This is a genomic window from Streptomyces sp. NPDC012888 (genome assembly GCF_042900645.1).
In the GTDB taxonomy this organism is placed as follows: Bacteria; Actinomycetota; Actinomycetes; order Streptomycetales; family Streptomycetaceae; genus Streptomyces.
The window spans coordinates 31,908-57,825 of the sequence record NZ_JBIBBM010000011.1 but is presented as its reverse complement, the minus strand read 5'-3'; the positions used below and the strand labels follow the sequence as shown (position 1 = coordinate 57,825).

Genomic DNA, 25,918 nt, shown 5'->3' with positions numbered 1-25,918 from the left:
GGATTCCTTTGTACCGCGATTTCCCGCGCAAGGCGAAGCTCAGTTAATTCGCTCCGCGTGTCCCGTCGCAATCCCGGACGGGTGGTTTTCTCGTGGATTTTGCGAACCGTTGGTGAAGCCCAGCATATCTACCCGCGTAGAAATTCTGGCCGGGTACGCTGATGGAACCGCCTTCGCACCAACCACCTCATCGGGAGTGCCAGTGGCACGCGTCGTAGTCGACGTCATGCTCAAGCCGGAGATCCTCGACCCCCAGGGCCAGGCGGTGCAGCGTGCACTGCCGCGCCTGGGCTTCGAGGGCATCGCCGACGTCCGCCAGGGGAAGCGCTTCGAGCTGGAAGTGGAGGGACCGGTCGACCAGGCCGCCCTCGACCGCATCCACAAGATGGCCGAAACGTTCCTCGCCAACACCGTCATCGAAGACTTCACCGTGAAGGTCGAGGCCTGACGGTGACCACTCGCATCGGGGTCGTCACCTTCCCAGGAACCCTCGACGACCGGGATTCGCTGCGCGCCGTCCGCCTCGCGGGCGCCGAGCCCGTCTCGCTGTGGCACCGCGACAAGGACCTCCACCAGGTCGACGCGGTCGTCCTCGCGGGCGGCTTCTCCTACGGGGACTACCTGCGGGCGGGAGCCATCTCCCGCTTCTCGCCGATCATGGAGACGATCGTCGAGCAGGCCAAGGCGGGCATGCCCGTCCTCGGCATCTGCAACGGCTTCCAGGTCCTCACCGAGGCCCACCTGCTGCCGGGCGCGATGCTGCGCAACAACCACCTCCACTTCATCTGCCGGGACCAGAAGCTGCGCGTCGAGAACGCGGGCACCTCCTGGACCGGCGACTACGAGCAGGGCGAGGAGATCTCCGTCCCGCTCAAGAACATGGACGGCCGCTACGTCGCCGACGAGCGCACGCTCGACGAACTGGAGGCCGAGGGCCGAGTGGCCTTCCGGTACCTGGACGTGAACCCGAACGGCTCGCTCCGCGACATCGCCGGCATCACCAACGAGGCGGGCAACGTCGTCGGCCTGATGCCGCACCCCGAGCACGCGGTCGAGCCGCTGATCGGGACGGGCCGCACCGACGGCCTCGGATTCTTCACCTCGGTCCTGAAGAAGCTGGTAGACGCACGATGACCCTGGACACCGTCAAGCACGCCACCCAGACCCCCGACGCGTCCCAGCCGTGGAAGGAGCTCGGCCTCAAGGAGGACGAGTACGCCCGGATCCGCGAGATCCTCGGCCGCCGCCCCACCGGCGCCGAGCTCGCCATGTACTCCGTCATGTGGTCCGAGCACTGCTCCTACAAGAGCAGCAAGGTCCACCTGCGGCAGTTCGGCGAGAAGGCCCCGGAGAACGACGCCATGCTCGTCGGCATCGGCGAGAACGCCGGCGTCGTCGACGTCGGCCAGGGCTACGCGGTCACCTTCAAGGTCGAGTCGCACAACCACCCCTCGTACATCGAGCCCTACCAGGGCGCGGCCACCGGCGTGGGCGGCATCGTCCGCGACATCCTCGCCATGGGTGCCCGCCCGGTCGCCGTGGTCGACCCGCTGCGCTTCGGCGCGGCCGACCACCCCGACACCAAGCGCGTCCTGCCGGGCGTGGTCGCCGGCATCGGCGGTTACGGCAACTGCCTGGGCCTGCCCAACATCGGCGGCGAGGTCGTCTTCGACTCCTGCTACCAGGGCAACCCGCTGGTCAACGCCGGCTGCATCGGTGTGATGAAGCACGAGGACATCCACCTGGCCAAGGCCTCCGGCCCCGGCAACAAGGTGATCCTCTACGGCGCCCGCACCGGCGGCGACGGCATCGGCGGCGTCTCGGTCCTCGCGTCCGAGACCTTCGACGACAGCAAGCCCACCAAGCGGCCCGCCGTCCAGGTCGGCGACCCCTTCCAGGAGAAGCTCCTCATCGAGTGCACCCTGGAGATCTTCAAGGAGAAGCTGGTCGCCGGCATCCAGGACCTCGGCGGCGCCGGCCTGTCCTGCGCCACCTCCGAGCTGGCCTCGGCCGGCTCCGGCGGCATGCGGGTCGAGCTGGACACCGTCCCGCTGCGCGACGCGACGCTCTCGCCCGAGGAGATCCTCATGAGCGAGTCGCAGGAGCGCATGTGCGCGATCGTCGAGCCGCAGCACGTCGACCGCTTCATGGAGATCTGCGAGAAGTGGGACGTCATCGCCACCGTCATCGGTGAGGTGACCGACGGCGACCGCCTGGAGATCTTCTGGCACGGCGAGCAGATCGTGGACGTGCCCCCGGGCACCGTCGCCCACGAGGGCCCCGTCTACCAGAGGCCGTTCGCCCGCCCGGAGTGGCAGGACGCGCTCCAGGCCGACGACGCGGGCGCGCTGCCCCGGCCGAAGGACTCCGCCGAGCTGCGCGAGCAGGTCCTGAAGCTGGTCGCCTCCCCGAACCAGGCCTCCAAGTCCTGGATCACCGACCAGTACGACCGGTTCGTGCAGGGCAACACCGTCCTGGCGCAGCCCGAGGACGCCGGCATCGTCCGCATCGACGAGGCGTCCAACCTCGGCGTGGCGATGGCGACCGACGGCAACGGCCGGTACGCCAAGCTCGACCCGTACGCCGGCGCCCAGCTGGCCCTGGCCGAGGCGTACCGCAACGTCGCCGCGACCGGTGCCAAGCCGCTGGCCGTCTCCGACTGCCTGAACTTCGGCTCCCCCGAGGACCCGGGCGTCATGTGGCAGTTCGCCGAGGCCTGCCGCGGTCTCGCGGACGCCTGCCTGGAGATGGGCACCCCGGTGACCGGCGGCAACGTCTCCCTCTACAACCAGACCGGCGACACCGCCATCCACCCGACCCCGGTCGTGGCGGTCCTGGGCGTGATCGACGACGTCAACCGGCGTACGCCGATGGCCTTCGCCGAGGCCGGGCAGCTGCTGTACCTGCTCGGCGACACGGCCGAGGAGTTCGGCGGTTCCGCCTGGTCCGAGGTGGTCCACGGCCACCTGGGCGGCCTGCCGCCCAAGGTGGACCTGGCCCGGGAGAAGCTGCTCGCCGAGATCCTGATCTCGGCCTCCCGCGACGGCATGGTCGACGCGGCGCACGACCTCTCGGACGGCGGCGTCATCCAGGCGCTCACGGAGTCCTGCCTGCGCGGCGGGAACGGCGCGCGGATCGTGGTCCCGGAGGGCCTGGACGCGTTCACCTTCCTCTTCTCCGAGTCCGCGGGCCGCGCCATCGTGGCCGTCCCGCGCAGCGAGGAGCTCCGCTTCACCGACATGTGCGGTGCGCGGGGCCTGCCGGCCACCCGGATCGGCGTGGTCGACGGTCAGGAGATCGAGGTCCAGGGCGAGTTCACCCTCCCGCTGGCCGAGCTCCGCGAGGCGCACGAGGCGACCATCCCGGCCCTGCTGGCCTGAGACCGGGCCCAAATGGACGGGCCCCGGACCCTGTTCGGGGTCCGGGGCCCGTCCACGCGCGGCGCCGACGGGGCGACTGCGCGTTCGGAGCGTTCGGAGCCTTCGGATACTGGCCCCGTGAACGACTTCGTGAAGTTCCTTCCCGCCGCCGCCCTGCCGGAGGGCGGCATCGCCGAGTGGAGCCCCGCCGACGCCGAGCGCTGGCGCCGGGCGGCCGTCGTGCGGTGGGCCGCGCCGGGTGCCGGTTCGTGGGCTCTGGTGCCGCTGGTCCTCACGGCTGCCGTGCTGCTGGGCTCCGGCGGCCCCGAACCGCCGCACTCCGGTACCGGCTGGGCCGGTTACCCGCAGGTGGTGCTGCTGCTCTCGCTGCCGCTGTGGTACCGGACGATGCCGGCCGCGACCGTGGTGGCCGGGCCGCTGCTGGCCCTCTATTCCGTGTTCCGGGCGGCCGGTCCGGCGTCCGCGGACCCCTCCGTACGCGCGGGCGGCTGGCTGACCGTCGCCGTGGCCCTGCTGGCCGCCACCGGCGCGGTGCTCCGCCTGCGGGCCCGGCGGCGGCAGCGCGCGCTGGCCCTCGCCGCCGCGGGCCCGGACCGCCGTCCGCTCCCCGCCGGCCTGCCCCGGGGACACGTGCGGCGCGGGCTGGTACCGCTGCTCGCCGGCGCCGCACTGTGCGCGGCCGCGGCCGCGCTGCTCGGCACGGGCCTGTTCCACGACCTCCGCGCGCACGGTACCGGCCGGCCCTACGACGCCGCCGGGCAGCAACTGGTGGCGCTGGCCCTGCTGGTACCCGGCGTCCCGCTGCTCGGCGGCGGTGCCGCGGCCCGGCGGACCGCGGGGCGCCTGCGCGGCGGCCCGCAGCCGGCCCTGCGGATCGGCGTACGGTCGCTCTCCCCGCGCCGCAACGTGCTCTACCCGGACGCCCGGACCACCGGGGCCCGGCCCGTCGCCGGGTACCGGCCCCGCGCCCGGAACCGGGTGCCGGAGGCCCGGGTCCTGCTCGGCGGGCCCGAGGAGCGGCTGCGCCGCGAGCACCGCGACGTCGACGCCACCCGGGAGCCGTTCGAGGCGGTCCTGTACGGGGTCCCGTGCGAGGGCGCCGAGGTCGTCCTGGAGTACGCCGTCCACACGGACTCCGGAACCTCCCTGTGCTCCTCCGTCACGGCCACCCCCCTGCTGCCCCTGTACGGTTCACGGCCGCGGCCGTGGTCCCCGGCCGAGCGTTCGTTCCGCCTCGGGGTCCGGGAAGGACGGGCACGGGCGCGGCAGCGGCCTCCGCGCAGCCGCCGCTCCGTCTCCGTGTCCTTCTCCTTCTCCGACGACAGCGGGGGTTGCGGCGGCGGCGGTGACTGATCGGGCAGACTCGCCGCATGCCACCCAAGACGCGCAGCTACGACCCCGCCAGGACCAGGGCGGCGGTGCTGGCCCAGTACCGGCACGTCGCCGACGCCGTACGCACCTTGACCGAGGAGCAGCTCGCGGCGGACGCCGGGCTCGGCACGTGGACCGTGCGGGACCTGGTGGAGCACATCGCCTGGGCGGTGGACTCGCTGGCCGGCGCCGCCGGCCGGCCCCCGGCCGGCAGGGCCGAAGTGACCGTGCGGACGTGGCCGTTCACCACCGAGACGATCGCGGACCGGATCGCCGGCGCGCACCGCGACGGTGAGGAGGCGGACCTGGCCGCCCGCTACGCCCGGATCGGGGACCGCTTCACCGAACTGCTCGGCGTACTGCCCGGCGACCGGCTGCTCGCGCTGTGGATCGGCGGGATGTCCGTCGCGGACTTCGTGGTGACCCGGACCGTCGAGCTGGTGGTGCACACGGACGACCTCAACCGGGCCCTGGGGCTGGAGGTCCCGCTGGACCGGCAGGCGCTCGCGGCCTGCGTACGGGTGCTCGCCGACGCGCTCGCGGCCAAGGCCCCGGGCGGTGCCGTGGAGGTGCGGATCCCGCCGTTCGCGGTGGTCCAGTGCGTGGAAGGACCCCGGCACACCCGGGGGACCCCGCCGAACGTGGTGGAGACCGATCCGCTGACCTGGATCCGGCTGGCGACCGGCCGCATCCGGTGGGCGGACGCCGAGGCCGGGGCCCTGGTCAGGGCGAGCGGGGAACGGGCCGGCCTGGGCGGGCTGCTGCCCCTGATGGGCTGACGGCGGAACCGGTCGGGAGCGCGGCGCGTCAGAGCGGCATGACTCCTTCCCGCAGCACCGGAAACAACGGAAGCAACGGAAGCACCGCAAACAACGCAAGCAACGCAAGCACCCGGAGCACCGGGAGCACCCGGGGCGGCGCCGCCGGCCGGGCGCCCCGCCGGGCCCGCCCCCGGCTCGTACCGGCAGCCCTCGGGACCGCCCTCGGAGCCGTCCTCGTCCTCACCGGCTGCGGCCAGACCCCGGCGGGCGACGGAGGACCGGGTTCCGGCTCGGGGGCCGTCACCGACGCCGCGCTGGGCGGGACCAGCTGGTCGGTGCGGAGCCTGACCGTCGGCGGCCGGGAGGTCCCGGCACCGCCGCAGGCCGAGCTGGTCTTCGAGCGGGACCTCCGCCGCGCCACCGGCAACTACGGCTGCAACCGGTTCGGTGCCGACCTGGCGGCCGACGGCACCGGCCTGACCGTCACCCCCGGCTCGACCACCGCGATGGCCTGCGAGGACATCGAGTTCGAGAGCGCCTACGCCAAGCTCCTCAAGGGCCGGCTGGAGGTCGACCGGCAGGGCGGCCGGCTGACCCTGACCGCCGCCGGCGGCGACCGGATCACCCTGTCCGACGAGCTCCCCGCCCCGGCCCTCCCGCTCAAGGGCACCAAGTGGCTGGTCGACTCCCTGGTGCAGGGGGAGACCGTGGCCTCCGTCCCGGCCGGGGCCGAGCGCCGGGCCGAGTTCACCATCGCCGCCGACGGGACGGTCAGCGGCAACCTCGGATGCAACCGGTTCACCACCACGGCTTCCGTGGAGGGCCCGCGGATCACGTTCGGGCCGGTCACGGCGACCCGGATGGCCTGCACCGGACCGGCCGGCGAGGTCGAGCGGGCCTTCTCCGAGCTGCTCCGCGGCCCCGTGGACCACAGGGTCGAGGACGGCAGGCTGACCCTCACCGCGGCGGGCGGCAAGGGCCTGCGCGCCACCGGCGAACGGGCCGTCGCTCAGCCCGGATAGGGCAGCAGCGTCGCGTTCGTACGCTCCCACGCCGCCCGCAGGTCGGCCAGCCGGGCCGGGTCAACCGCGGCCTTGTCCGCCTGCTCGCGGATGTCCCCGGCCAGGTCGAACAGCTGGTCGCGGCCGCTCCTGCCGCGGTAGTACTTCCAGTCGCCGCGGCGCAGCGCCCGCTCCCCGCGCACCCGCCAGAACAGGTCGCGTACCGGCGGCCGCTCGCCGCGCAGCAGGTAGCCGGCCAGGCTCACGCCGTCCAGCGGATAGGCCGGGTGGGGGCGGGTGCCCGCCAGCTCCAGCAGGGTGGCCGTCCAGTCCGGGGTGAACACGGGCACCCGGCTGACCTGCCCGCCGTCGATCCTGGCCGGCCACCGGACGATGTTGGGGACCCGGATGCCGCCTTCCTGGAGGGAGGCCTTGTTTCCGGCCAGCGGCCAGTTGTGGGAGAAGCGTTCGCCGCCGTTGTCGCTGGAGAAGAACACCAGGGTGTCCTGCTCCTGCCCGGACCGCCGCAACGCGTCGAGGACCTTGCCCACGGACCGGTCGAGGTCCTCGACCATCTGCCGGTACTTCTCGATCGAGCCGCCGTCCTCGTGCCACAGGGCGCGCCGGTCGCCGGCCTTGATCCGGCGGGTGATCTCGGCGCTCTGCTCCTCGTCGCCCTCGGCGATCCACGGCCAGTGCGGGGTGGTGAAGTTGAGGTTCAGCAGCCAGGGCCTGGCGTCGTGGCCGCGGCCGCGGTCGCGCAGCACGTACTCGCTCGCCCGCTCGGTCAGGATGCGGGTGTAGTAGCGCAGGTCCCGGTACTCGGCGTCGCCCTCGTAGAGGTCGTGACTGCCGTCGCCGGCGAGCTTGGAGTAGTACTCCAGGGCACCCCCGAAGTTGCCGAAGAACTCGTCCCAGCCGGAACGGGTCGGGCTGTAGTCGGGCAGGTAGCCGCAGTGCCACTTGCCGATCAGCGCGGTCTCGTAGCCGGACTCGCGCAGCAGCGAGGCCAGCGTGGGGTGGGTGGGCTCCAGGCCGGCGGACCTGTCGGCGATCGGCTCGGCCAGGCCGCCCCTGGTACGGCCCGGGTAGCGGCCGGTGTAGAGGCTGAAGCGGGTGGGGGAGCAGGTGGCGGAGCCGGAGTAGGCGTCGGTGAAGCGGACGCCCTGGCGCGCGAGGTGGTCCAGGTTCGGGGTCCTGATGTGGGGCGAGCCGTACGAGGAGAGGTCGGCCCAGCCGAGGTCGTCGGCCAGGACGAACAGGACGTTGGGCCGGCGGGAGCGGCGTCCGGTGGCGGCCCGGAAGTCCCGCTCGGGGGCGGGCTTGGCGGAGTCCGCGGCGGCGGGGGCGGCCGTACCGATGGCCGCGGCGGCGGCCGTGGCGCCCACGGCCCCGCCGAAGGCGCGGCGGGACAGGTCGTGCGTGCTGGTGCTGGACATGGGTGTGCGTGCTCCTGGGTGCAGGGGCGGGCGGTGGGACGTACGGGTCCGCTCGGCGGGGCGCGTCACCCCGTCCCGCGCACGGCGGCACGCCTCGTGGCCGGGCGGGGGCACGGCGGCACGGCGGCACGACCCCGTACGGGCCGGGCGTGACCCGGGCACGGGGAAGGGCGGGGTGGGGAGAACGGCCCTGCGGCAGGGCGGAGGGGGCCGCGCCCGGTCAGGGGCTGCGGCGCGCCGGGGTCAGCGGCTGCTGCGACAGATGGCGCTCGCTACACGGACCAGGTCGACGTGGCGGCGCTCCACGAGGGTGACGGCACGGTCACCGAGAGGCTGCATGGGGCGAGAGCCTGTACGAATGCGGCAAGGGCTGTCAACAATCCGTATCCGAATACCGAGACGACCCGGAGGCGGCCGGTCACCCTGCGTGCTGTGACATTTCCCGGGCCATCCCCAATTCGGACCAGTGGTCGACGTCGCCTAGACTCGGTGTCGTGCCTCGTGGTGATGGACGACTCAACCACGACCTGCTCCCCGGCGAAAAGGGCCCCCAGGACGCTTGCGGCGTCTTCGGTGTCTGGGCTCCGGGTGAAGAGGTCGCCAAGCTCACCTACTTCGGACTGTATGCGCTGCAGCACCGTGGACAGGAGTCCGCGGGAATCGCTGTGAGCAACGGTTCCCAGATCCTCGTCTTCAAGGACATGGGCCTCGTTTCCCAGGTCTTCGACGAAACCTCTCTCGGCTCCCTCCAAGGTCATATCGCGGTCGGTCACGCCCGCTACTCGACCACCGGAGCCTCCGTCTGGGAGAACGCCCAGCCGACCTTCCGGGCGACCGCCCACGGTTCGCTGGCCCTCGGCCACAACGGCAACCTGGTCAACACGGCCGAACTCGCCGGAATGGTCGCCGATCTCCCCCGACAGGACGGCCGCGCCACCCAGGTGGCCGCGACCAACGACACCGACCTCGTCACGGCCCTGCTGGCCGGGCAGGTCGACGCGGACGGCAAGCCGCTGACCGTCGAGGAAGCCGCCCGCGTGGTGCTCCCGCAGGTCCGGGGCGCCTTCTCCCTCGTCTTCATGGACGAGGGGACCCTCTACACCGCCCGTGACCCGCAGGGCATCCGCCCGCTGGTCCTCGGCCGCCTGGAGCGCGGCTGGGTGGTCGCGAGCGAGACCGCCGCCCTCGACATCGTCGGCGCCAGCTTCGTCCGCGAGGTCGAGCCCGGCGAGCTCATCGCGATCGACGAGAACGGTCTGCGCAGCTCCCGATTCGCGGATGCGAAGCCCAAGGGTTGCGTGTTCGAGTACGTGTACCTCGCGCGCCCGGACACCGACATCGCCGGCCGGAACGTCTACCTGTCCCGGGTGGAGATGGGCCGCCGCCTCGCCAAGGAGGCGCCGGCCGACGCCGACCTGGTGATAGCGACACCGGAGTCGGGTACTCCCGCCGCCGTCGGATACGCCGAGGCCAGTGGGATCCCGTACGGGTCCGGCCTTGTCAAGAACGCCTATGTCGGCCGGACCTTCATCCAGCCGTCGCAGACGATCCGCCAGCTCGGCATCCGCCTGAAGCTCAACCCCCTCAAGGAAGTCATCCGGGGCAAGCGCCTGGTGGTCGTCGACGACTCGATCGTCCGCGGCAACACCCAGCGCGCCCTGGTCCGGATGCTCCGCGAGGCCGGTGCGGCCGAGGTCCACATCCGGATCTCCTCCCCGCCCGTGAAGTGGCCCTGCTTCTTCGGCATCGACTTCGCCACCCGCGCGGAACTGATCGCCAACGGCATGACCGTCGAGGAGATCGGCAAGTCGCTCGGCGCGGACTCCCTCGCGTACATCTCCCTCGACGCCATGATCGAGGCGACCACCATCCAGAAGCCGAACCTCTGCCGTGCCTGCTTCGACGGCGAGTACCCGATGGAGCTGCCCGACCCGGAGCTCCTCGGCAAGCAGCTGCTGGAGACCGAGCTGGCCGGCGGTGCCGACGCGGCCGACGCGCTGCGCCGTCCGTGATCCCGGGCGCGCTCCGGCGCGCCCGGCCGGTCCCGGCCGCTCCGGGCCACGTCCCGGCGGCCGTACGCCCTCACACACCCCTCACTCCCCCGTAACACCCTGCAGTACACGACACGAAAGTTCTCTCCTCCCATGTCAGAGACCACCGGTGCCAGCTACGCGGCTGCAGGCGTCGACATCGAGGCGGGCGACCGCGCCGTCGAGCTGATGAAGGAGTGGGTGAAGAAGACCCAGCGCCCCGAGGTCCTCGGCGGCCTCGGCGGTTTCGCCGGACTCTTCGACGCCTCCGCACTTCTGCGCTACGAGCGGCCGCTCCTCGCCTCCGCCACCGACGGCGTCGGAACCAAGGTCGACATCGCCCGCCAGATGGGCGTGTACGACACCATCGGCCACGACCTCGTGGCCATGGTCATGGACGACATCGTCGTCTGCGGAGCCGAGCCGCTCTTCATGACCGACTACATCTGCGTCGGCAAGGTCCACCCCGAGCGGGTCGCCCAGATCGTCAAGGGCATCGCCGAGGGCTGCGTCCTGGCCGGTACCGCGCTGGTCGGCGGCGAGACCGCCGAGCACCCCGGCCTGCTGGGCCCGGACGAGTTCGACGTGGCCGGCGCCGGCACCGGCGTGGTCGAGTACGACCGGCTCCTCGGCGCCGATCGCATCCGGACGGGTGACGCGGTCATCGCGATGGCGTCCTCCGGCCTTCACTCGAACGGGTACTCGCTGGTCCGGCACGTCCTCTTCGACCGGGCCGGGCTGTCCCTGGACCGCGAGGTCCCGGAGTTCGGCCGGAGCCTCGGCGAGGAACTCCTCGAACCCACCAAGATCTACTCGCTGGACTGCCTGGCCCTCACCCGCACCACCGAGGTCCACGCCTTCTCGCACATCACCGGCGGCGGCCTCGCGGCCAACCTGGCCCGGGTCGTCCCGGACCACCTGCACGCCACGGTCGACCGTTCGACCTGGACCCCGGGCGCGGTCTTCGACCTGGTCGGCAAGGCCGGCCGGGTGGAGCGGGCGGAGCTGGAGAAGACCCTGAACATGGGCGTCGGCATGATGGCCGTGGTGCCCCAGGAGTCGGTAGAGGTGGCCCTGACCACCCTCGCGGACCGCGGCGTCGACGCCTGGGTCGCGGGCGAGGTCCTGGACCGCGGGACCCACACCGAGGGCGCGGCCCTGACCGGTTCCTACGCGAGCTGAGCAGCACGGAAACCCGGTCCGGGGCGCTGCCCCGGACCGGGTTTCCGTGTGTGTGCCTCTAGGCGCGAGGCGAAACGCGAGGTGCGCGCGTCAAGCGCCGCGACGCTGCTGCGACGGACCGGACTCCTCGTCCTCGTCGTCATCGTCGTCGTTGTACAGCTCCGCGTAGCGGGCGTACGGGTCGTCCTCGTCCTCGTCGTCCTCGAACGGCTCGCCATTCGGCGGCTGCTGCGAGAGCGGTGTCGAAGTCGATGCGCCCAGCTCGCTGGCCAGACGCGTCAGATCAGTCCCGCCGCTGCTGTACTTCAGCTGGCGGGCGACCTTCGTCTGCTTGGCCTTTGCCCGGCCGCGCCCCATGGCTCGACCCCCTCGGTGACGGGGCTCGACGGCCCCAGAGTCTTGACACGCGTTCATGGTTCGGAGCGGGCTCTCCGTGGAGAGACCGTCCTTAGGGCTTTAACGGTACCTGCTTCCGCGGCCATACGGTACGCCGCCCGCATGACGTGCCCCGGCGCAGTGACCATGAGACGCCCTGTACTCGCTGGTCAGCTGCGATTTTAACCCTTTATTGGCGGACGACCCGCCGAAGTGCAGTGAGTCTTGTCTCGCCGCACCCCGGCGGGCGCACCCGGTGCCCTAGGAGCGGCGGGCGGCGCGGGCGTCGGCCATGCGCTGCTCCGCGATCCGGTCGGCCGCGGCGGCCGGCGGAACACCATCGGCCTTTGCGCGAGCGAAGATCTCCAGGGTGGTGTCGAAGATCTTCGTGGCCTTGACCTTGCAGCGGTCGAAGTCGAAGCCGTGGAGCTCGTCGGCGACCTGGATGACGCCGCCCGCGTTGACCACGTAGTCCGGGGCGTAGAGGATCCCGCGGTCCGCGAGGTCCTTCTCCACACCGGGGTGGGCGAGCTGGTTGTTCGCCGCGCCGCAGACGACCTTGGCGGTGAGCACCGGCACGGTGTCGTCGTTGAGGGCGCCGCCCAGCGCACAGGGGGCGTAGATGTCGAGGCCCTCGGTGCGGATCAGGGTCTCGGTGTCGGCCACGGCGGTGACCTTGCCCGGGTGCTTGTCGAGGATGCGCTGCACGGACTCCTGGCGGACGTCCGTGATCACGACCTCCGCGCCGTCCTCCAGCAGGTGCTCGACCAGGTAGTGGCCGACCTTGCCGACGCCGACCACGCCGACCTTGCGGCCGCGCAGGGTGGGGTCGCCCCACAGGTGCTGGGCGCTGGCCCGCATGCCCTGGAACACGCCGAAGGCGGTGAGCACCGAGGAGTCGCCGGCGCCGCCGTTCTCGGGGGAGCGGCCGGTCGCCCAGCGGGTCTCCCGCGCCACCACGTCCATGTCCGCGACATAGGTGCCGACGTCGCAGGCGGTGACGTAGCGGCCGCCCAGGGACTCCACGAACCGGCCGTAGGCCAGCAGGAGTTCCTCGCTCTTGAGCACGTCCGGGTCGCCGATGATGACGGCCTTGCCGCCGCCGTGCTCGAGGCCGGCGAGGGCGTTCTTGTACGACATGCCGCGCGCGAGGTTCAGCGCGTCGAGCACCGCCTCCTCGTCGGAGGCGTACGCGTGGAAGCGCGTCCCGCCCAGGGCGGGGCCGAGCGCGGTCGAGTGGATGGCGATGACGGCCTTGAGGCCCGTGGCTCGGTCCTGGCACAGCACGACTTGCTCGTGGCCGCCCTGCTCCGTGCGGAACAGGGTGTGCAGGACGCCGTCGGTCATTTCGGTCACGGTGGTGACTCCCATGGATGAGATGCGGCGGGGGCCCTCCTGCGGGTGGGGAGGGCGTGTAGGAGCAGCGTAAGACCTGGGGCGGGCCGTGCGGGGCCGGGTGCGCCAGATCACCCTCCGGTGCGCTGGGCGGGGGCGGCGCGGAGTACCGCCCGGCGGTGCGGGGGAGGAGTCCGGCGTGAGTGAATCCCCGGATCCCCCGCTGCCCGCGGCGCGCTCGGCGCCGGTCGTCCCGTACGCCTCCTACCTGCGGGTCTACGAGCCGCTGGGGGCCTTCGCGGAGCCGGAGCGGACGCACTGGGCGGCGTACGCGCGGCGCGGCGAGCAGCCCACGGCGCAGGACGAACTCCGCCGCTCGCTGGCGGATCTGGTCGCCGTGCCGCCGGTCGGGGTGCCAGCGCGGGAGAGCTCGGACGCGTTCACCGCGGAGGTGGACGGGGTCCTGCTCGTCTGCCCGTGGCGGACGCGGCTGCGCGGCTGGCTGGCGCTCGGGGAACTGGTCGCCGATTTCCCCCGGCCGGTGCTGGACGCGGCGCTGCCGCCGGGCGTCCGGCGCCGGGCGGAGGAGGAGTACGAGCGGTGGCGGGAGCGGAACCCGGACGGCCGGCCCTGGATCCGTACGGCGGTGTGGCAGGTGCCGCTGCGCTGGTTCGTGCTGGTGGGGGACGAGGAGCGGGAGTACGTGCCCAGGGAGCGGCTGCGCTACCGGACCCCGATGGTGCAGGCCCGCCGGCGGCTCGCGCGGGGGCTGCGCACGCTGCGGGAGGCGGAAGGGTACGGAGGGCTGGCCGAGGGGCTGGTGGAGGTGGGCAGCTGGCTGGAGGAGTTCCACCCGCGGTCGATGGTGGAGTTGGACTACGGCGGTCTGGTGCACGTGCTGGGACCGGACCGGCTGGCGGCGGACCGTTCGGCGGCCGACCTGGCGGCCGGCTTCGCGGCGCTGCGGGAGGGGGATCCGGCGGCCGCGCGGAAGATCCACGGGGAGCTGGCGGAGCGGTGGCGGGCCGTCCGGGAGAGACTCTTCGCGAACTAGTGCCGGTCAGGGGCTTCCGCACCATCGGCCGAACGGTCAGAATCGGTGGATCATCGGCGGAATCTCGCATTCAGGCCGTAGTGCCGGGACCTACGTCCCGATACGGGCCATTGGCTCAAGCGTGACGGACCGCACTAACCACACCCTTGCGCCGTTCCCCTACCCTCGTGCCAAAATAGGACAAGGAGTCCGGGGAGGGTTCCATCCGTCCAAGTGTGGGCGGATTGCTCGGCATTGCGCTCTATGGGGGGTCTCGTGGCTCCTGATCGCTCTGTGACTGATCGTCACAGTGGGGTGACTGTCCGTTATGGACGGGTCCATCGGCTTCCGCCGTTGATGAACACCTCGGAGGGCAATTCCATCGGTTTGGCCGACGTGGCTGGACAGATGGTGTAGTTGTAGTGCCGAGGACAAGCCGTTCGTCCTATAACCGACTCGGCCCGCGTATGTCCATTTCGGGCAACGCGGGCCAAGGTGCAGAATTTAGAGGAAAGAACCGAGATGGTTCGGTTCTCCCGAGGAGGCCGCTCATGACCGCTCGCACCCCTGATGCCGAGCCGCTGCTGACCCCGGCTGAGGTCGCCACGATGTTCCGCGTGGACCCGAAGACGGTGACCCGCTGGGCCAAGGCCGGCAAGCTGACGTCCATCCGCACCCTGGGTGGGCACCGCCGTTACCGCGAGGCCGAGGTTCGTGCTCTGCTCGCGGGAATTCCGCAGCAGCGCAGCGAGGCCTGAGGTCCCGCAGCAATCAGCACCCCAGTTTTACCGGGTTCGAATCGGATCCCCCAATCCGATGAAACCCAGATAGCTTCATACGACTGAGCCTGCCCCAACAGGTTCCCCGGTCGTCGATCGCGCTGGACTCCGCCGGGTCCAGCGCGATCTTTTTTGTTCCCCTGTGGCACGGGTGCCATTGCACATATTAAATCGAGAGGGTGTATGTGCGTGATAAATGTGGGCGTCTCAGAAATTCATGAGGTGACACCCGTCACAGTCGATCACTCTTGAACACCCGACGGTGCACCCGTAAGGGGACGCTTCGCGTCAACCCGCATCATGCGGACGGGGGATTTCGCTCAGCCGTTCAGGGGGTTCCCCCGGAGGAGCGGCACAAGCAGCAAGGCCCGTGTCCGGGGACACGGGCCTTGCTGTTGTTGCGATCCTGACGGGACTTGAACCCGCGACCTCCACCTTGACAGGGTGGCGAGCTAACCAACTGCTCCACAGGACCTTGGTTGCGAGTCAGACTGTACAGCAGGTCGGGGCTTCCGGTCGAACCGGGCCGGGCGGCCTACGGGGCCGCCGCGTCCACCGCCTTCACGATCCGCTTGTCGGAGATCGGGTACGCCGTCCCGAGCGCGTGTGCGAAGTAACTGACCCGTAGCTCCTCGATCATCCAGCGGATCTCCGTGACCGCCTCGGGCACCGGCCGCCCCTTGGGCAGCTGTTCCAGCAACCAGGCGTACTCGTCCTGCATCTCGTGGACCTTCTGCATGCGCGTGGTGTCGCGCTGGACCGCCGTGGGCATCTGCTGGAGCCGCCGGTCGACCGCCACCAGGTAGCGCATCAGGTCCGGCAGCCGCTTCAGCCCGGTCAGGGTCACGAAGCCGGGCGGCATCAGGGCCGCCAGCTGCGTTCTGACGTCCTGGACGTTGGCGACCAGCGCCAGGCTCCCGGTGGCCTTCAGGCGGCGCTCACAGGCCTGCCAGGCGGCCAGGATCTGCTGCACCTGCGCGACCGTGCGCACGGTCGTGTCCACCAGGTCGGCCCGCACCGCGTCGAACAGCTTCCGGAAGCCCGCCTCGTCCCAGGCCGGCCCGCCGTGGTCGGCGATCAGCTTGTCCGCCGCCGCGGTCGCGCAGTCCTCGAACAGGGCCTGGACGTTCCCGTGCGGGTTCCGCGACAGCGCCAGCTTCTGCTGGTTGGTCAGCTTGTCCGAGGCGAACTTCGCAGGGTTGACCGGAATGTTGAGCATGATCAGCTTCCGGGTGCCCAGCCACATCGCCCGCGCCTGTTCGGCCTCGGTGTCGAAGAGCCGTACGGAAACGGTGTCGCCGGCGTCGACCAGCGCCGGGTACGCCTTCACCGGCTGCCCGGCACGCCGGGTCTCGAAGACCCGGGTGAGCGAGCCGATGGTCCAGTCGGTCAGGCCGGTGCGCTCCAGAGACTCCCCGCCCGACCGCTCGGCGGTTGCCGCGGCGGCCTTGGAGAGGGCCTGGCGGGCCTTGGGCTTCAGGGCCAGCCTGAGGGCCTCCAGGTCCTTGGCCTCCGCCAGCTTCCGGCGCCGCTCGTCGACGATCCGGAAGGTGATCTTCAGGTGGTCGGGGACGCGGGAGAGGTCGAAGTCCTCCGCCGAGACCGGCACGCCCACCATCCGCTGGAGCTCCCGCGCGAGCGTCACCGTCAGCGGCTCCTGCAGCGGCACCGCCGTCGCCAGGAAGCGGCCCGCGAAGTTCGGCGCGGGCACGTAGTGCCGGCGGACCGGCTTCGGCAGGGACCGGATCAGCTCGGTGACGACCTCCTCGCGCAGGCCCGGGATCTGCCAGTCGAAGCCCTCGTCGGTGACCTGGTTGAGCACCTGGAGCGGGACGTGCACGGTGACGCCGTCCGCGTCGGCGCCCGGCTCGAACTGGTACGTGACCTTGAACCGCAGGCGGCCCTGCTGCCAGGAGTCCGGGTAGTCGTCCTTGGTGACGCCGGCCGCCTTCTCGGTGAGCAGCATCTCCCGCTCGAAGTCGAGGAGTTCCGGCTCCTCGCGGCGCTTGTGCTTCCACCAGGAGTCGAAGTGCGCGCCGGACACCACGTGTTCGGGGATCCGCTGGTCGTAGAAGTCGAAGAGGGTCTCGTCGTCGACGACGATGTCCCGGCGCCGGGCCCGGTGTTCCAGCTCCTCGACCTCGGTGAGCAGCTTGCGGTTGTCCGCGTAGAACTTGTGGTGGGTCCGCCAGTCGCCCTCGACCAGGGCGTTGCGGATGAACAGCTCGCGGGAGACCTCCGGGTCGATCCGGCCGTAGTTGACCTTACGCTGGGCCACGATCGGGACGCCGTAGAGCGTGACGCGCTCGTACGCCATCACCGCCGCCTGGTCCTTCTCCCAGTGCGGCTCGCTGTACGTGCGCTTGATCAGGTGCTGGGCCAGCGGCTCCACCCACTCGGGCTCCACCTTGGCGTTGACCCGGGCCCACAGCCGCGAGGTCTCCACCAGCTCCGCCGACATCACGAACTTGGGCTGCTTCTTGAACAGCGCCGAACCCGGGAAGATCGCGAACTTCGCGGACCGGGCGCCCAGGTACTCGTTCTTGTCGGTGTCCTTCAGGCCGATGTGCGACAGCAGGCCGGCCAGCAGGGAGACGTGGACGCTCTGCTCCGGCGCGTCCTGCTCGTTGAGGTGGATCCCCATGGTCTTGGCGACCGTGCGCAGCTGGGCGTAGATGTCCTGCCATTCGCGGATGCGCAGGAAGTTCAGGTACTCCTGCTTGCACATCCGGCGGAAGGCGGAGGAGCCGCGTTCCTTCTGCTGCTCGCGGACGTACCGCCACAGGTTCAGGAAGGCGAGGAAGTCGGAGGTCTCGTCCTTGAACCGGGCGTGCTGCTGGTCGGCCTGGGTCTGCTTGTCCGAGGGCCGCTCGCGCGGGTCCTGGATGGACAGGGCGGCCGCGATGACCATGACCTCGCGGACGCAGCCGTTCTTGTCGGCCTCGATGACCATGCGGGCCAGGCGGGGGTCCACGGGCAGCTGGGACAGCTTCCGGCCGAGCGGGGTGAGCCGCTGCTTCGGGTCCTTCTGCGCCGGGTCCAGCGCGCCCAGCTCCTGCAGCAGCTGGACGCCGTCGCGGATGTTGCGGTGGTCCGGCGGGTCGATGAAGGGGAACTTCTCGATCTCGCCGAGGCCGGCGGCGGTCATCTGGAGGATGACCGAGGCCAGGTTGGTGCGGAGGATCTCGGCGTCGGTGAACTCCGGGCGGGCGTCGAAGTCGTCCTCGGAGTACAGCCGGATGCAGATGCCGTCCGAGGTACGGCCGCAGCGGCCCTTGCGCTGGTTGGCGCTGGCCTGGCTGATCCGCTCGATGGGCAGCCGCTGGACCTTGGTGCGGTGGCTGTAGCGGGAGATCCGGGCGGTGCCCGGGTCGATGACGTACTTGATGCCGGGGACGGTCAGGGAGGTCTCGGCGACGTTGGTGGCGAGGACGATCCGGCGGCCGGTGTGCGGCTGGAAGACCCGGTGCTGCTCGGCGTGCGAGAGCCGGGCGTAGAGCGGCAGCACCTCGGTGAAGCGGAGCTTCAGCTTGTTGAGGGCGTCGGCGGTGTCGCGGATCTCCCGCTCGCCGGAGAGGAAGACCAGGATGTCGCCGGGGCCCTCCTTCTGGAGCTCGGCGACGGCGTCGCAGATCGCGGTGATCTGGTCCCGGTCGGACTCCTCGCCGTCCTCTTCCAGCAGCGGCCGGTAGCGGACCTCCACCGGGTAGGTACGGCCGCTGACCTCGACGATCGGGGCGTCCCCGAAGTGCCGGGAGAACCGCTCGGGGTCGATGGTCGCGGAGGTGATGACGACCTTGAGGTCGGGGCGCTTGGGCAGCAGCTGGGCCAGGTAGCCGAGCAGGAAGTCGATGTTGAGGCTGCGCTCGTGGGCCTCGTCGATGATGATCGTGTCGTAGGCGCGCAGCTCGCGGTCCGTCTGGATCTCGGCGAGCAGGATGCCGTCCGTCATCAGCTTCACGAAGGTCTCGTCCGGGTCCACCTGGTCGGTGAACCGGACCTTCCAGCCGACGGTCCGGCCGATCTCGGACCCGAGCTCCTCGGCGATCCGCTCGGCGACCGTGCGGGCCGCGATCCGGCGGGGCTGGGTGTGCCCGATCATCCCCTTCACGCCCCGGCCGAGCTCCATGCAGATCTTGGGGATCTGGGTGGTCTTGCCGGAACCGGTCTCGCCCGCCACGATCACGACCTGGTGGTCGCGTATCGCCTCGGCGATCTCGTCCTTCTTCTGGCTGACGGGGAGCGCTTCGGGATACGTGACCCGCGGCATCCTGGAGGCGCGGCCGGCGAGCCGCTCGGCCGCCTTCGCGGCCTCCGCGGCGATCTCGTCGAGCACGCCCTGCCGGGCCTCGGGCTTGCGGATGCGGCGAGCGCCTTCGAGGCGACGGCCGAGCCGGTGAGCGTCGCGGAGCGAGATCTCACCGAGCAGCGTCTGCAGGGCGGCAAAGGAAGTAGACATACCTGATCGAGGATCTCACCCGGGCCCGCCGGCTGGCGAACGCATTTGCACCCCCTCCCCGTACCATTTCCGGACGAGACCCCCCGAAACGACCTGCCGTACGAGTGAGAGGCCCGTCATGCCCCGCCCCCGGACCCCCGCGTCCAAGAAGCCGCTGCTGATCTCCGCCGGGGTCGCGCTCGCCGCCGTCGTGATGGGCCTGGTCTCCTGGCAGGCCACCGCCCCGGCCGACGAGGACCACGGCTGGTCCGCCTACCAGCCGCTCCCGTCTTCCGCGCAGTCCTCCCCGGCGCCGGGGAGGACAGCCGCCGAGCCCCGTCCCGACCTGCTCGCGCTGGCCCGCCGGGACGCCGGCGACAAGCTGGCCCTCGGCCGGGCGGACGCACCCGTCGTCCTGATCGAGTACTCCGACTTCCGCTGCGGATACTGCGCCAAGTTCGCCCGGGACACCGAGCCCGAGCTGGTGCGCAAATACGTGGAGGACGGCACCCTGCGCATCGAGTGGCGGAACTTCCCGATCTTCGGCGCCGAGTCCGAGGCCGCCGCGAAGGCGGCCTGGGCCGCCGGCCGGCAGGACCGGTTCCGGCAGTTCCACGCGGCCGCCTACGCCGAGGGCGCCAAGGAGAAGGGCTTCGGCCCGGACCGGCTGCTGGAGCTGGCCAGGGAGGCCGGCGTACCGGACCTGGAGCGGTTCCGCGCGGACATGGACGGCGAGGCCGCCCGCAAGGCCCTGGCCGAGGACCAGGCCGAGGGCTACCGGATCGGCGTCAGCTCCACCCCCTCCTTCCTCGTCAACGGGCAGCCGATCGCAGGCGCCCAGCCCCTGGACGCCTTCACCCGGGCCGTGGAGAACGCCAGGGCGGCCCGCTAGTGGAGATCGGATACCTGGCCGCCCTGCTCGGCGGCCTGCTGGCGCTGCTGTCCCCGTGCAGCGCCCTGCTGCTGCCGGCCTTCTTCGCGTACTCCATCGACTCCACCTCCCGGCTGCTGGCCAGGACCGGGATCTTCTACGCCGGCCTCGCGAGCACCCTGGTGCCGCTGGGCGCGGCGTCCTCGACCGCCGGACGGTTCTTCCACGGCAACCGCGACCTGCTGGTCCTCACCGGCGGGTGGCTGATCATCGCGCTGGGCGCCGCCCAGGTCCTCGGCCTGGGCTTCGCCCCGCGCCGGCTGACCGAGCTGTCCGGGCGGATCCGGCCGGTCACGGCGCTGTCCGTGTTCGCCCTCGGCGCCGTCTACGGGCTGGCCGGCTTCTGCGCGGGCCCGATCCTGGGCAGCGTGCTCACGGTGGCGGCGGTCGGCGGGTCGCCGGTGTACGGGGGGTTGCTGCTGGCCGTGTACGCGCTGGGCATGGCCGTACCGCTGTTCCTGCTGGCGCTGCTGTGGGAGCGGTTCGACCTGGGCCGGCGGCGGTGGCTGCGGGGCCGCGTGCTGCGCCTGGGCCGGCTGGAGCTGCACACCACCTCGCTGCTGTCCGGGCTGTTCTTCGTGGCCCTGGGCGTGATGTTCCTGGTGTTCGACGGGGCGAGCGCGCTGCCGGGGCTGCTGGACGCGGAGGACTCGTTCGCGGTGGAGCAGTGGGTGCGGTCCTTCGCCGACGCGGTCCCGGACGGGGTGCTGCTCGGGCTGGTCGCGCTGGGCGCACCGGTGGTGGGGCTGGTGCAGTGGCGCCGCCGGGCGCGGTCGGCGCGGGCCCTGGAGGAGGAGGGCGGGTGACGCGGAAGGCCCCGTCCGATGGACGGGGCCTTCCTCTTGTGGCTGGGGCCGGGGTCGAACCGGCGACCTATCGCTTTTCAGGCGATCGCTCGTACCAACTGAGCTACCCAGCCACGAAGCTCTTCCGAGCCTCAGCGATCCTGACGGGACTTGAACCCGCGACCTCCACCTTGACAGGGTGGCGAGCTAACCAACTGCTCCACAGGACCATGGTGTGTGCGAGAACCAGTCTCGCACAGGGTGTTGCGTGCCCCCAACGGGATTCGAACCCGTGCTACCGCCTTGAAAGGGCGGCGTCCTGGGCCACTAGACGATGAGGGCTAAGGCCCACCTGGGCGCTTCTCAGCGCGTCGGGGACGTGAGAAGCATATGGGATGGGAGGAGGTATCGCCAAAACGGTTCCCGCTCACCCCCACCCGAGCTCGTGCAGGCGGTCGTCGTCGATGCCGAAGTGGTGGGCGATCTCGTGCACCACGGTCACGGCGACCTCGTGGACCACGTCCTCGGCCGTCTCGCAGTAGCGCAGGGTCGGGCCCATGTAGATCGAGATGCGGTCCGGGAGCACACCGGCGTACCACTCGCCGCGCTCGGTGAGCGGGGTGCCCTCGTAGAGGCCGAGCAGTTCGGGATCGTCGGCCGGGGGTTCGTCCTCGACGAAGACGGCCACGTTGTCCATCACCCGGGTGAGTTCGGGCGGGATCGTGTCCAGGGCCTCGGCCACCAGCTCTTCGAACGCGTCGCGCGTCATCTCCAGCACACCGCCATTGTCCGGGAGGGCGGGCCGGATGGGCCGAGGCGCGGGAGAATGCCCGTGTGATGCGCGCATGACCCGGCGGCCCTCCTCCGAAGAGTCCGAGGAGGCGGAGGCGGTCGACCCGGACGTCGACCTCCACGTGCCCGCCCAGCGGGCCGAGCCGCAGGGGCGGGTGCTGGCGGCGGTGTCGGCCGGCGGGGCCCTGGGTTCGGGTGCGCGGTACGGGCTGGCGCTGATGTGGCCGGCCGGCCCGGGGGACTTCCCGTGGGCGGTGTTCTGGACCAACGTGGCCGGCTGCGCGCTGATCGGCGTGCTGATGGCGCTGATCGGCGAGGGCGGGCGGAGCGGGCACCCGTTGCTGCGGCCCTTCCTGGGCGTGGGGGTGCTGGGCGGGTTCACCACCTTCTCGACGTACGCCGTGGACGTCTCGCGGCTGCTGGACGAGGGGCGCGCCCAGGTCGCGCTGGCGTACGGGGCGGGCACGGTCGCGGGGGCACTGGGAGCGGTGTGGGCGGCGGCTTCGGCGACCCGGCTGCTGCTGCGGGGGCGCCGGTGAACTGGCTGCTGGTGCTGGCGGGCGGTGCGGTGGGGGCGCCGCTGCGCTACCTGACGGACCGTGCGGTGCAGGCGCGGCACGACTCGGTGTTCCCCTGGGGGACCTTCCTGGTGAACGCGTCGGGATGCCTGCTGCTGGGGCTGCTGACCGGGGTGGTGACCGGGGCGGCGGCGGGCGGCGGGGCCTGGTGGGCGGGGCCACTGCTGGGGACCGGGCTGTGCGGGGCGCTGACCACGTACTCGACCTTCTCGTACGAGACCCTCCGGCTGGCCGAGCGGGGCCGCGGGTTCCTGGCGGCGGCGAACGTGGCGGCCTCGGTGCTCGTCGGACTGGGGGCGGTGCACCTGGGGCTGTGGCTCGGGGAGCGGGCGGCCGGGTCCTGAGCCCGGGTGCCGCGGCGAGGTGTCGGCCGCTGGGGCGTGTCCCTAACGGGGCAATGGGAGTTGGGCACATTGACCCGCCCGTCGCGGGCCCTCGCCGTCCCCCCGGGCTCCGTCCGGGCCCCCACGGAGGTGCCACCCGTGCGCCAGTTCTCCGCTTCCGTCCGGCTCGCCGTGACCGCGCTCGCGGTCGCGGCGACCGCGGGCTGCATGAGCGTCAGCGACGACTCGGCCAAGCCGGGCCCCTCGGCCTCCGCGGGGCGGCAGGACGGGGCCGCGGGGTCCGCCGGCGGCGGGACGGCCGGGGGCGGGGGCGGGAACAGCGGTTCCGGGCACGGCCGCAAGGACGGGGTGGTCGGCAAGGACGCCAAGCCGGGCGAGGAGGGCAAGGCGCGGCCGGGCGCCTCGCCGAGCCCGGGCGCCTCGCCCGGGCTGCCCGGGGGCGCTCCGTCCCCGTCGGCCGGAGCGGGCGGTTCCGGCGGCCAGGGGTCGGCCGGTGGTCCGGGGGGCGGCGGCCAGGTGCCCCCGGAGCCCCCGGCCGGAGGGGCCGATTCCGGCGGCAGCGGCGGCGGCAGCGGGGGCGGCGGGGGCGAGCCCGTTCCCCCGGTGGACCCGCCGGAGCCCGAGCCCCCTGTGAGCGAACCCACACCTCCCGCGTCGCCGGAGCCGGAGCCGAGCCCGACGGACGGCGGCCAGCCGCAGGCGGCCGGCTGAGGGGCGTACCCGCCGGTAGTGGCGGCTGACCGGCGGACTTGCCAAGGCGGGGGAGGGGTGCGTATGGTTATAGATCGTTTGATCCCATTGCCCGGCGCCGAACCGAAGAGCGCCGCGTGGCGCGTACTCTCCCTTGCCGTGGCTGACCGCATTGAGGCGGTCGATTTTGCGATTCACGGAGTTTGGGCGCGTGCCGAGACTCCGGAAGGTTTTCGCATTCGCATGTCCATTTCCAGTTCTGACCGTGCCGTCATGCCCGAGAACGACGCGATCGAGGCCGTCGAGACCCTTGCGGTCGACGAGACCCTCGCCGCTTTCGAGGCCGACGTGGCCGATGTGGCCGACGTCGAGTTCACCGGCACGGACGCCGACGCCGACGCCGCCGACGAGGCGGGCGACGACGAGCCCACCATGACCTTCGGCGACCTCGGCCTGCCCGAGGGCGTGGTCCGCAAGCTGGCGCAGAACGGCGTCACCACCCCCTTCCCGATCCAGGCCGCGACCATCCCGGACGCCCTGGCCGGCAAGGACATCCTCGGCCGCGGCCGCACCGGCTCCGGCAAGACCCTCTCCTTCGGCCTGCCGCTGCTGGCCACCCTGGCCGGCGGCCGCACCGACAGGAAGAAGCCCCGCGGCGTCATCCTCACCCCGACCCGCGAGCTCGCGATGCAGGTCGCGGACGCCCTCCAGCCCTACGGCGACGTGCTCGGCCTGAAGATGAAGGTCGTCTGCGGCGGTACGTCCATGGGCAACCAGATCTACGCCCTGGAGCGCGGCGTCGACATCCTCGTCGCCACCCCGGGCCGTCTGCGCGACATCATCAACCGCGGCGCCTGCTCCCTGGAGGAGGTCCAGGTCGCCGTCCTCGACGAGGCCGACCAGATGGCCGACCTGGGCTTCCTGCCCGAGGTCACCGAGCTCCTCGACCAGGTCCCCTCCGGCGGCCAGCGCCTGCTGTTCTCGGCCACCCTCGAGAACGAGATCGACAGCCTGGTCAAGCGCTACCTGGTCAACCCGGTCACGCACGAGGTCGACCCGTCGGCCGGCGCGGTCACCACCATGACCCACCACGTCCTGGTCGTGAAGCCGAAGGACAAGGCCCCGGTCACCGCCGCGATCGCCGCCCGCAAGGGCCGCACCATCATCTTCGTCCGCACCCAGCTGGGCGCCGACCGCGTCGCCGAGCAGCTGCGTGACGCCGGCGTGAAGGCGGACGCCCTGCACGGCGGCATGACCCAGGGCGCCCGCACCCGCACCCTGGCCGACTTCAAGGACGGCTACGTCAACGTCCTCGTCGCCACCGACGTCGCCGCCCGCGGCATCCACGTCGACGGCATCGACCTGGTCCTGAACGTGGACCCGGCCGGCGACCACAAGGACTACCTGCACCGCTCGGGCCGCACCGCCCGTGCCGGCCGCTCCGGTGTCGTGGTCTCCCTGGCCTTGCCGCACCAGCGCCGCCAGATCTTCCGCCTGATGGAGGACGCGGGCGTCGACGCCACGCGCCACATCGTCGGCGGGGCCGGTGCCTTCGACCCGGAGGTCGCCGAGATCACCGGCGCCCGTTCGCTGACCGAGGTCCAGGCCGACTCCGCGAGCAACGCCGCGAAGCAGGCCGGGCGCGAGGTCGCCGAGCTGACCAAGCAGCTGGAGCGCCTCACCAAGCGTGCCGGCGAGCTGCGCGAGGAGGCCGAGCGTCTGGTCGCCCGCGCCGCCCGCGAGCGGGGCGAGGACCCGGAGGCCGCCGTGGCCGAGGCCGCGGAGGTCGCCGAGGCGGAGGTGGCCGCGGCCGTCGCCGCCGCCGCGCCGGTGGCCGAGGAGCGCGCGGAGCGTTCGTACGAGCGCCGTGACGACCGGGGCAACTTCGAGCGCCGCAACGACCGCGGCGACCGGGGTGACCGTGGCGACCGTGGTGGTTTCCGCCGGGACGACCGTGGTGACCGTGGCTTCGAGCGTCGTGACGACAACCGTGGTGGCGGCTTCCGCCGCGACGACCGCCGTGACGACAACCGTGGTGGCGGCTTCCGCCGTGACGACAACCGTGGTGACCGTGGCTTCGAGCGTCGTGACGACAACCGTGGCGGTGGCTTCCGCCGCGACGACAACCGTGGTGGCGGCTTCCGCCGCGACGACCGCCGCGACGACAACCGCGGTGGCGGCTTCCGTCGCGACGACAACCGTGGTGACCGTGGCTTCGAGCGTCGTGACGACAACCGTGGCGGTGGCTTCCGCCGCGACGACAACCGCGGTGGCGGCTTCCGTCGCGACGACAACCGCGGCGACCGTGGCTTCGAGCGCCGCGACCACCGCGGTGCCGGTGACCGCCCGTTCAACCGCGACCGCCGCGACGACCGCCCCGCCGGCGGCTTCCGCTCCGGTGGCGGCGACCGCCCGTACGGCCGCCGCGACGACCACCGTCCGTCCGGCTCCGGCTCCGGCTCCGGTGCGTTCGGCCGCCGCGACGACAAGCCGCGCTGGAAGCGCAACGGCTGAGGCTGACTCAGGCTGACCCCCGAAGGGCCCCGCGTGACACCGTCACGCGGGGCCCTTCGCGTGCGCGTGGCGTACAACCATCGAAGGGCCCCGCGTGTCTCATCACGCGGGGCCCTCCGCGCGTGCACGCGGGTACCCCGCCTTTTCCAGAACAGGGGGA

At 71.9% G+C, this 25,918-nt stretch carries 22 protein-coding genes and 4 tRNA genes; 16 read left to right on the top strand and 10 right to left on the bottom strand.

The annotated features are described in order from the left end of the window. Positions 1 to 196: 196 nt before the first annotated feature. The 6 genes from purS to ACFY61_RS20150 all read left to right on the top strand — a co-directional run bounded on the left by purS (position 197) and on the right by ACFY61_RS20150 (position 6,534). Entirely contained in the window at positions 197 to 448 is a 252-nt protein-coding gene (purS, locus tag ACFY61_RS20175) for a phosphoribosylformylglycinamidine synthase subunit PurS (protein WP_008740952.1), read from the top strand. A gap of 2 nt (positions 449 to 450) precedes the next feature. Further along, complete coding sequence (gene purQ, locus ACFY61_RS20170) at positions 451 to 1,134, top strand: phosphoribosylformylglycinamidine synthase subunit PurQ (RefSeq protein WP_389473735.1); 684 nt, start codon at positions 451 to 453, stop codon at positions 1,132 to 1,134. Next, positions 1,131 to 3,380, top strand: a complete 2,250-nt coding sequence (gene purL / locus ACFY61_RS20165; protein WP_389473733.1) for a phosphoribosylformylglycinamidine synthase subunit PurL — start codon at positions 1,131 to 1,133, stop codon at positions 3,378 to 3,380. Before purQ ends, purL begins: the two co-directional genes overlap by 4 nt. 117 nt (positions 3,381 to 3,497) lie before the next feature. Beyond that, entirely contained in the window at positions 3,498 to 4,733 is a 1,236-nt protein-coding gene (locus ACFY61_RS20160) for a hypothetical protein (protein ID WP_389473731.1), read from the top strand. Positions 4,734 to 4,750: 17 nt separating this feature from the next. Further along, the gene (locus ACFY61_RS20155; protein WP_389473730.1) at positions 4,751 to 5,530 is read left to right on the top strand and encodes a sterol carrier family protein; all 780 of its coding nucleotides are present in this window, start codon (positions 4,751 to 4,753) and stop codon (positions 5,528 to 5,530) included. Positions 5,531 to 5,568: 38 nt separating this feature from the next. Further along, positions 5,569 to 6,534 carry an META domain-containing protein gene (locus ACFY61_RS20150; RefSeq protein ID WP_389473728.1) on the top strand — a complete coding sequence of 322 codons (966 nt, stop codon included), beginning with the start codon at positions 5,569 to 5,571 and terminating at the stop codon, positions 6,532 to 6,534. On the opposite strand, the gene ACFY61_RS20145 is transcribed toward ACFY61_RS20150, so the two are convergent. Further along, positions 6,522 to 7,952: a sulfatase gene (locus ACFY61_RS20145; protein WP_389473726.1), complete on the bottom strand. Its 1,431-nt coding sequence runs from the start codon at positions 7,950 to 7,952 to the stop codon at positions 6,522 to 6,524. The genes ACFY61_RS20150 and ACFY61_RS20145 overlap by 13 nt on opposite strands. A 243-nt stretch (positions 7,953 to 8,195) precedes the next feature. Next, the gene (locus ACFY61_RS20140) at positions 8,196 to 8,291 is read right to left on the bottom strand and encodes a putative leader peptide (protein WP_389473724.1); all 96 of its coding nucleotides are present in this window, start codon (positions 8,289 to 8,291) and stop codon (positions 8,196 to 8,198) included. A 155-nt stretch (positions 8,292 to 8,446) separates the two neighbouring features. Between ACFY61_RS20140 and purF the strand changes: the two genes are divergently transcribed. Both purF and purM read left to right on the top strand, forming a co-directional pair. Beyond that, a complete protein-coding gene (purF, locus tag ACFY61_RS20135) occupies positions 8,447 to 9,964 on the top strand; it encodes an amidophosphoribosyltransferase (RefSeq protein ID WP_389473723.1) in 1,518 nt (505 codons plus the stop codon). Positions 9,965 to 10,096: 132 nt separating this feature from the next. Continuing rightward, positions 10,097 to 11,164, top strand: a complete 1,068-nt coding sequence (purM, locus tag ACFY61_RS20130) for a phosphoribosylformylglycinamidine cyclo-ligase (RefSeq protein ID WP_389473722.1) — start codon at positions 10,097 to 10,099, stop codon at positions 11,162 to 11,164. 90 nt (positions 11,165 to 11,254) lie between these two features. Here the strand turns inward: purM and ACFY61_RS20125 are convergent, their stop codons facing one another. Continuing rightward, positions 11,255 to 11,521, bottom strand: coding sequence for a DUF3073 domain-containing protein (locus ACFY61_RS20125; protein ID WP_389473721.1), 267 nt, complete (start codon positions 11,519 to 11,521; stop codon positions 11,255 to 11,257). A 279-nt stretch (positions 11,522 to 11,800) separates the two neighbouring features. Next, positions 11,801 to 12,895 (bottom strand): Leu/Phe/Val dehydrogenase, encoded by a 1,095-nt coding sequence (locus ACFY61_RS20120; protein ID WP_389473719.1) that lies wholly within the window; start codon positions 12,893 to 12,895, stop codon positions 11,801 to 11,803. 178 nt (positions 12,896 to 13,073) lie between these two features. Between ACFY61_RS20120 and ACFY61_RS20115 the strand changes: the two genes are divergently transcribed. After that, the gene (locus ACFY61_RS20115; RefSeq protein ID WP_389473718.1) at positions 13,074 to 13,928 is read left to right on the top strand and encodes a hypothetical protein; all 855 of its coding nucleotides are present in this window, start codon (positions 13,074 to 13,076) and stop codon (positions 13,926 to 13,928) included. Between the two features lie 530 nt (positions 13,929 to 14,458). Next, positions 14,459 to 14,665, top strand: a complete 207-nt coding sequence (gene bldC, locus ACFY61_RS20110; RefSeq protein WP_003949541.1) for a developmental transcriptional regulator BldC — start codon at positions 14,459 to 14,461, stop codon at positions 14,663 to 14,665. A gap of 422 nt (positions 14,666 to 15,087) precedes the next feature. On the opposite strand, the gene ACFY61_RS20105 is transcribed toward bldC, so the two are convergent. Further along, a tRNA-Asp gene (locus ACFY61_RS20105) sits at positions 15,088 to 15,161 on the bottom strand. Positions 15,162 to 15,221: 60 nt separating this feature from the next. Next, positions 15,222 to 19,145: an ATP-dependent RNA helicase HrpA gene (gene hrpA, locus ACFY61_RS20100; protein WP_389473716.1), complete on the bottom strand. Its 3,924-nt coding sequence runs from the start codon at positions 19,143 to 19,145 to the stop codon at positions 15,222 to 15,224. Positions 19,146 to 19,263: 118 nt separating this feature from the next. Between hrpA and ACFY61_RS20095 the strand changes: the two genes are divergently transcribed. Together ACFY61_RS20095 and ACFY61_RS20090 are read left to right on the top strand one after the other, a co-directional pair. Next, positions 19,264 to 20,016, top strand: a complete 753-nt coding sequence (locus tag ACFY61_RS20095) for a DsbA family protein (protein ID WP_389473714.1) — start codon at positions 19,264 to 19,266, stop codon at positions 20,014 to 20,016. Further along, entirely contained in the window at positions 20,016 to 20,861 is an 846-nt protein-coding gene (locus ACFY61_RS20090; protein ID WP_389473712.1) for a cytochrome c biogenesis CcdA family protein, read from the top strand. Before ACFY61_RS20095 ends, ACFY61_RS20090 begins: the two co-directional genes overlap by 1 nt. A 39-nt stretch (positions 20,862 to 20,900) precedes the next feature. Here ACFY61_RS20090 and ACFY61_RS20085 read toward each other — a convergent pair. From ACFY61_RS20085 to ACFY61_RS20070, 4 genes are all read right to left on the bottom strand, one after another. Next, a tRNA-Phe gene (locus tag ACFY61_RS20085) sits at positions 20,901 to 20,974 on the bottom strand. A gap of 22 nt (positions 20,975 to 20,996) precedes the next feature. After that, positions 20,997 to 21,070 (bottom strand) — tRNA-Asp (locus tag ACFY61_RS20080). 39 nt (positions 21,071 to 21,109) lie between these two features. Then, positions 21,110 to 21,182, bottom strand: a tRNA-Glu gene (locus tag ACFY61_RS20075). Positions 21,183 to 21,267: 85 nt separating this feature from the next. After that, positions 21,268 to 21,618 carry a metallopeptidase family protein gene (locus ACFY61_RS20070; RefSeq protein ID WP_389473710.1) on the bottom strand — a complete coding sequence of 117 codons (351 nt, stop codon included), beginning with the start codon at positions 21,616 to 21,618 and terminating at the stop codon, positions 21,268 to 21,270. A 67-nt stretch (positions 21,619 to 21,685) separates the two neighbouring features. Between ACFY61_RS20070 and ACFY61_RS20065 the strand changes: the two genes are divergently transcribed. The 4 genes from ACFY61_RS20065 (at position 21,686) to ACFY61_RS20050 (ending at position 25,758) form a co-directional block, all read left to right on the top strand. Then, positions 21,686 to 22,171 carry a CrcB family protein gene (locus tag ACFY61_RS20065; RefSeq protein ID WP_389473708.1) on the top strand — a complete coding sequence of 162 codons (486 nt, stop codon included), beginning with the start codon at positions 21,686 to 21,688 and terminating at the stop codon, positions 22,169 to 22,171. Then, positions 22,168 to 22,554 (top strand): fluoride efflux transporter FluC, encoded by a 387-nt coding sequence (locus tag ACFY61_RS20060; protein WP_389473707.1) that lies wholly within the window; start codon positions 22,168 to 22,170, stop codon positions 22,552 to 22,554. The genes ACFY61_RS20065 and ACFY61_RS20060 overlap by 4 nt, the downstream gene beginning before the upstream one ends. A 138-nt stretch (positions 22,555 to 22,692) precedes the next feature. Then, positions 22,693 to 23,265 (top strand): hypothetical protein, encoded by a 573-nt coding sequence (locus ACFY61_RS20055; RefSeq protein ID WP_389473705.1) that lies wholly within the window; start codon positions 22,693 to 22,695, stop codon positions 23,263 to 23,265. 222 nt (positions 23,266 to 23,487) lie between these two features. After that, the gene (locus ACFY61_RS20050; RefSeq protein ID WP_389473703.1) at positions 23,488 to 25,758 is read left to right on the top strand and encodes a DEAD/DEAH box helicase; all 2,271 of its coding nucleotides are present in this window, start codon (positions 23,488 to 23,490) and stop codon (positions 25,756 to 25,758) included. Positions 25,759 to 25,918: the final 160 nt, after the last annotated feature.

Bases quoted from the DNA above. Each gene is read 5' to 3' on its own strand.
- ACFY61_RS20050 (WP_389473703.1), top strand. From the start codon at position 23,488: ATGTCCATTTCCAGTTCTGACCGTGCCGTCATGCCCGAGAACGACGCG.
- purM (WP_389473722.1), top strand. From the start codon at position 10,097: ATGTCAGAGACCACCGGTGCCAGCTACGCGGCTGCAGGCGTCGACATC.
- ACFY61_RS20150 (WP_389473728.1), top strand. From the start codon at position 5,569: ATGACTCCTTCCCGCAGCACCGGAAACAACGGAAGCAACGGAAGCACC.
- ACFY61_RS20065 (WP_389473708.1), top strand. From the start codon at position 21,686: ATGACCCGGCGGCCCTCCTCCGAAGAGTCCGAGGAGGCGGAGGCGGTC.
- ACFY61_RS20145 (WP_389473726.1), bottom strand. From the start codon at position 7,952: ATGTCCAGCACCAGCACGCACGACCTGTCCCGCCGCGCCTTCGGCGGG.
- ACFY61_RS20125 (WP_389473721.1), bottom strand. From the start codon at position 11,521: ATGGGGCGCGGCCGGGCAAAGGCCAAGCAGACGAAGGTCGCCCGCCAG.
- ACFY61_RS20155 (WP_389473730.1), top strand. From the start codon at position 4,751: ATGCCACCCAAGACGCGCAGCTACGACCCCGCCAGGACCAGGGCGGCG.
- ACFY61_RS20095 (WP_389473714.1), top strand. From the start codon at position 19,264: ATGCCCCGCCCCCGGACCCCCGCGTCCAAGAAGCCGCTGCTGATCTCC.
- bldC (WP_003949541.1), top strand. From the start codon at position 14,459: ATGACCGCTCGCACCCCTGATGCCGAGCCGCTGCTGACCCCGGCTGAG.
- ACFY61_RS20140 (WP_389473724.1), bottom strand. From the start codon at position 8,291: ATGCAGCCTCTCGGTGACCGTGCCGTCACCCTCGTGGAGCGCCGCCAC.
- hrpA (WP_389473716.1), bottom strand. From the start codon at position 19,145: ATGTCTACTTCCTTTGCCGCCCTGCAGACGCTGCTCGGTGAGATCTCG.
- purL (WP_389473733.1), top strand. From the start codon at position 1,131: ATGACCCTGGACACCGTCAAGCACGCCACCCAGACCCCCGACGCGTCC.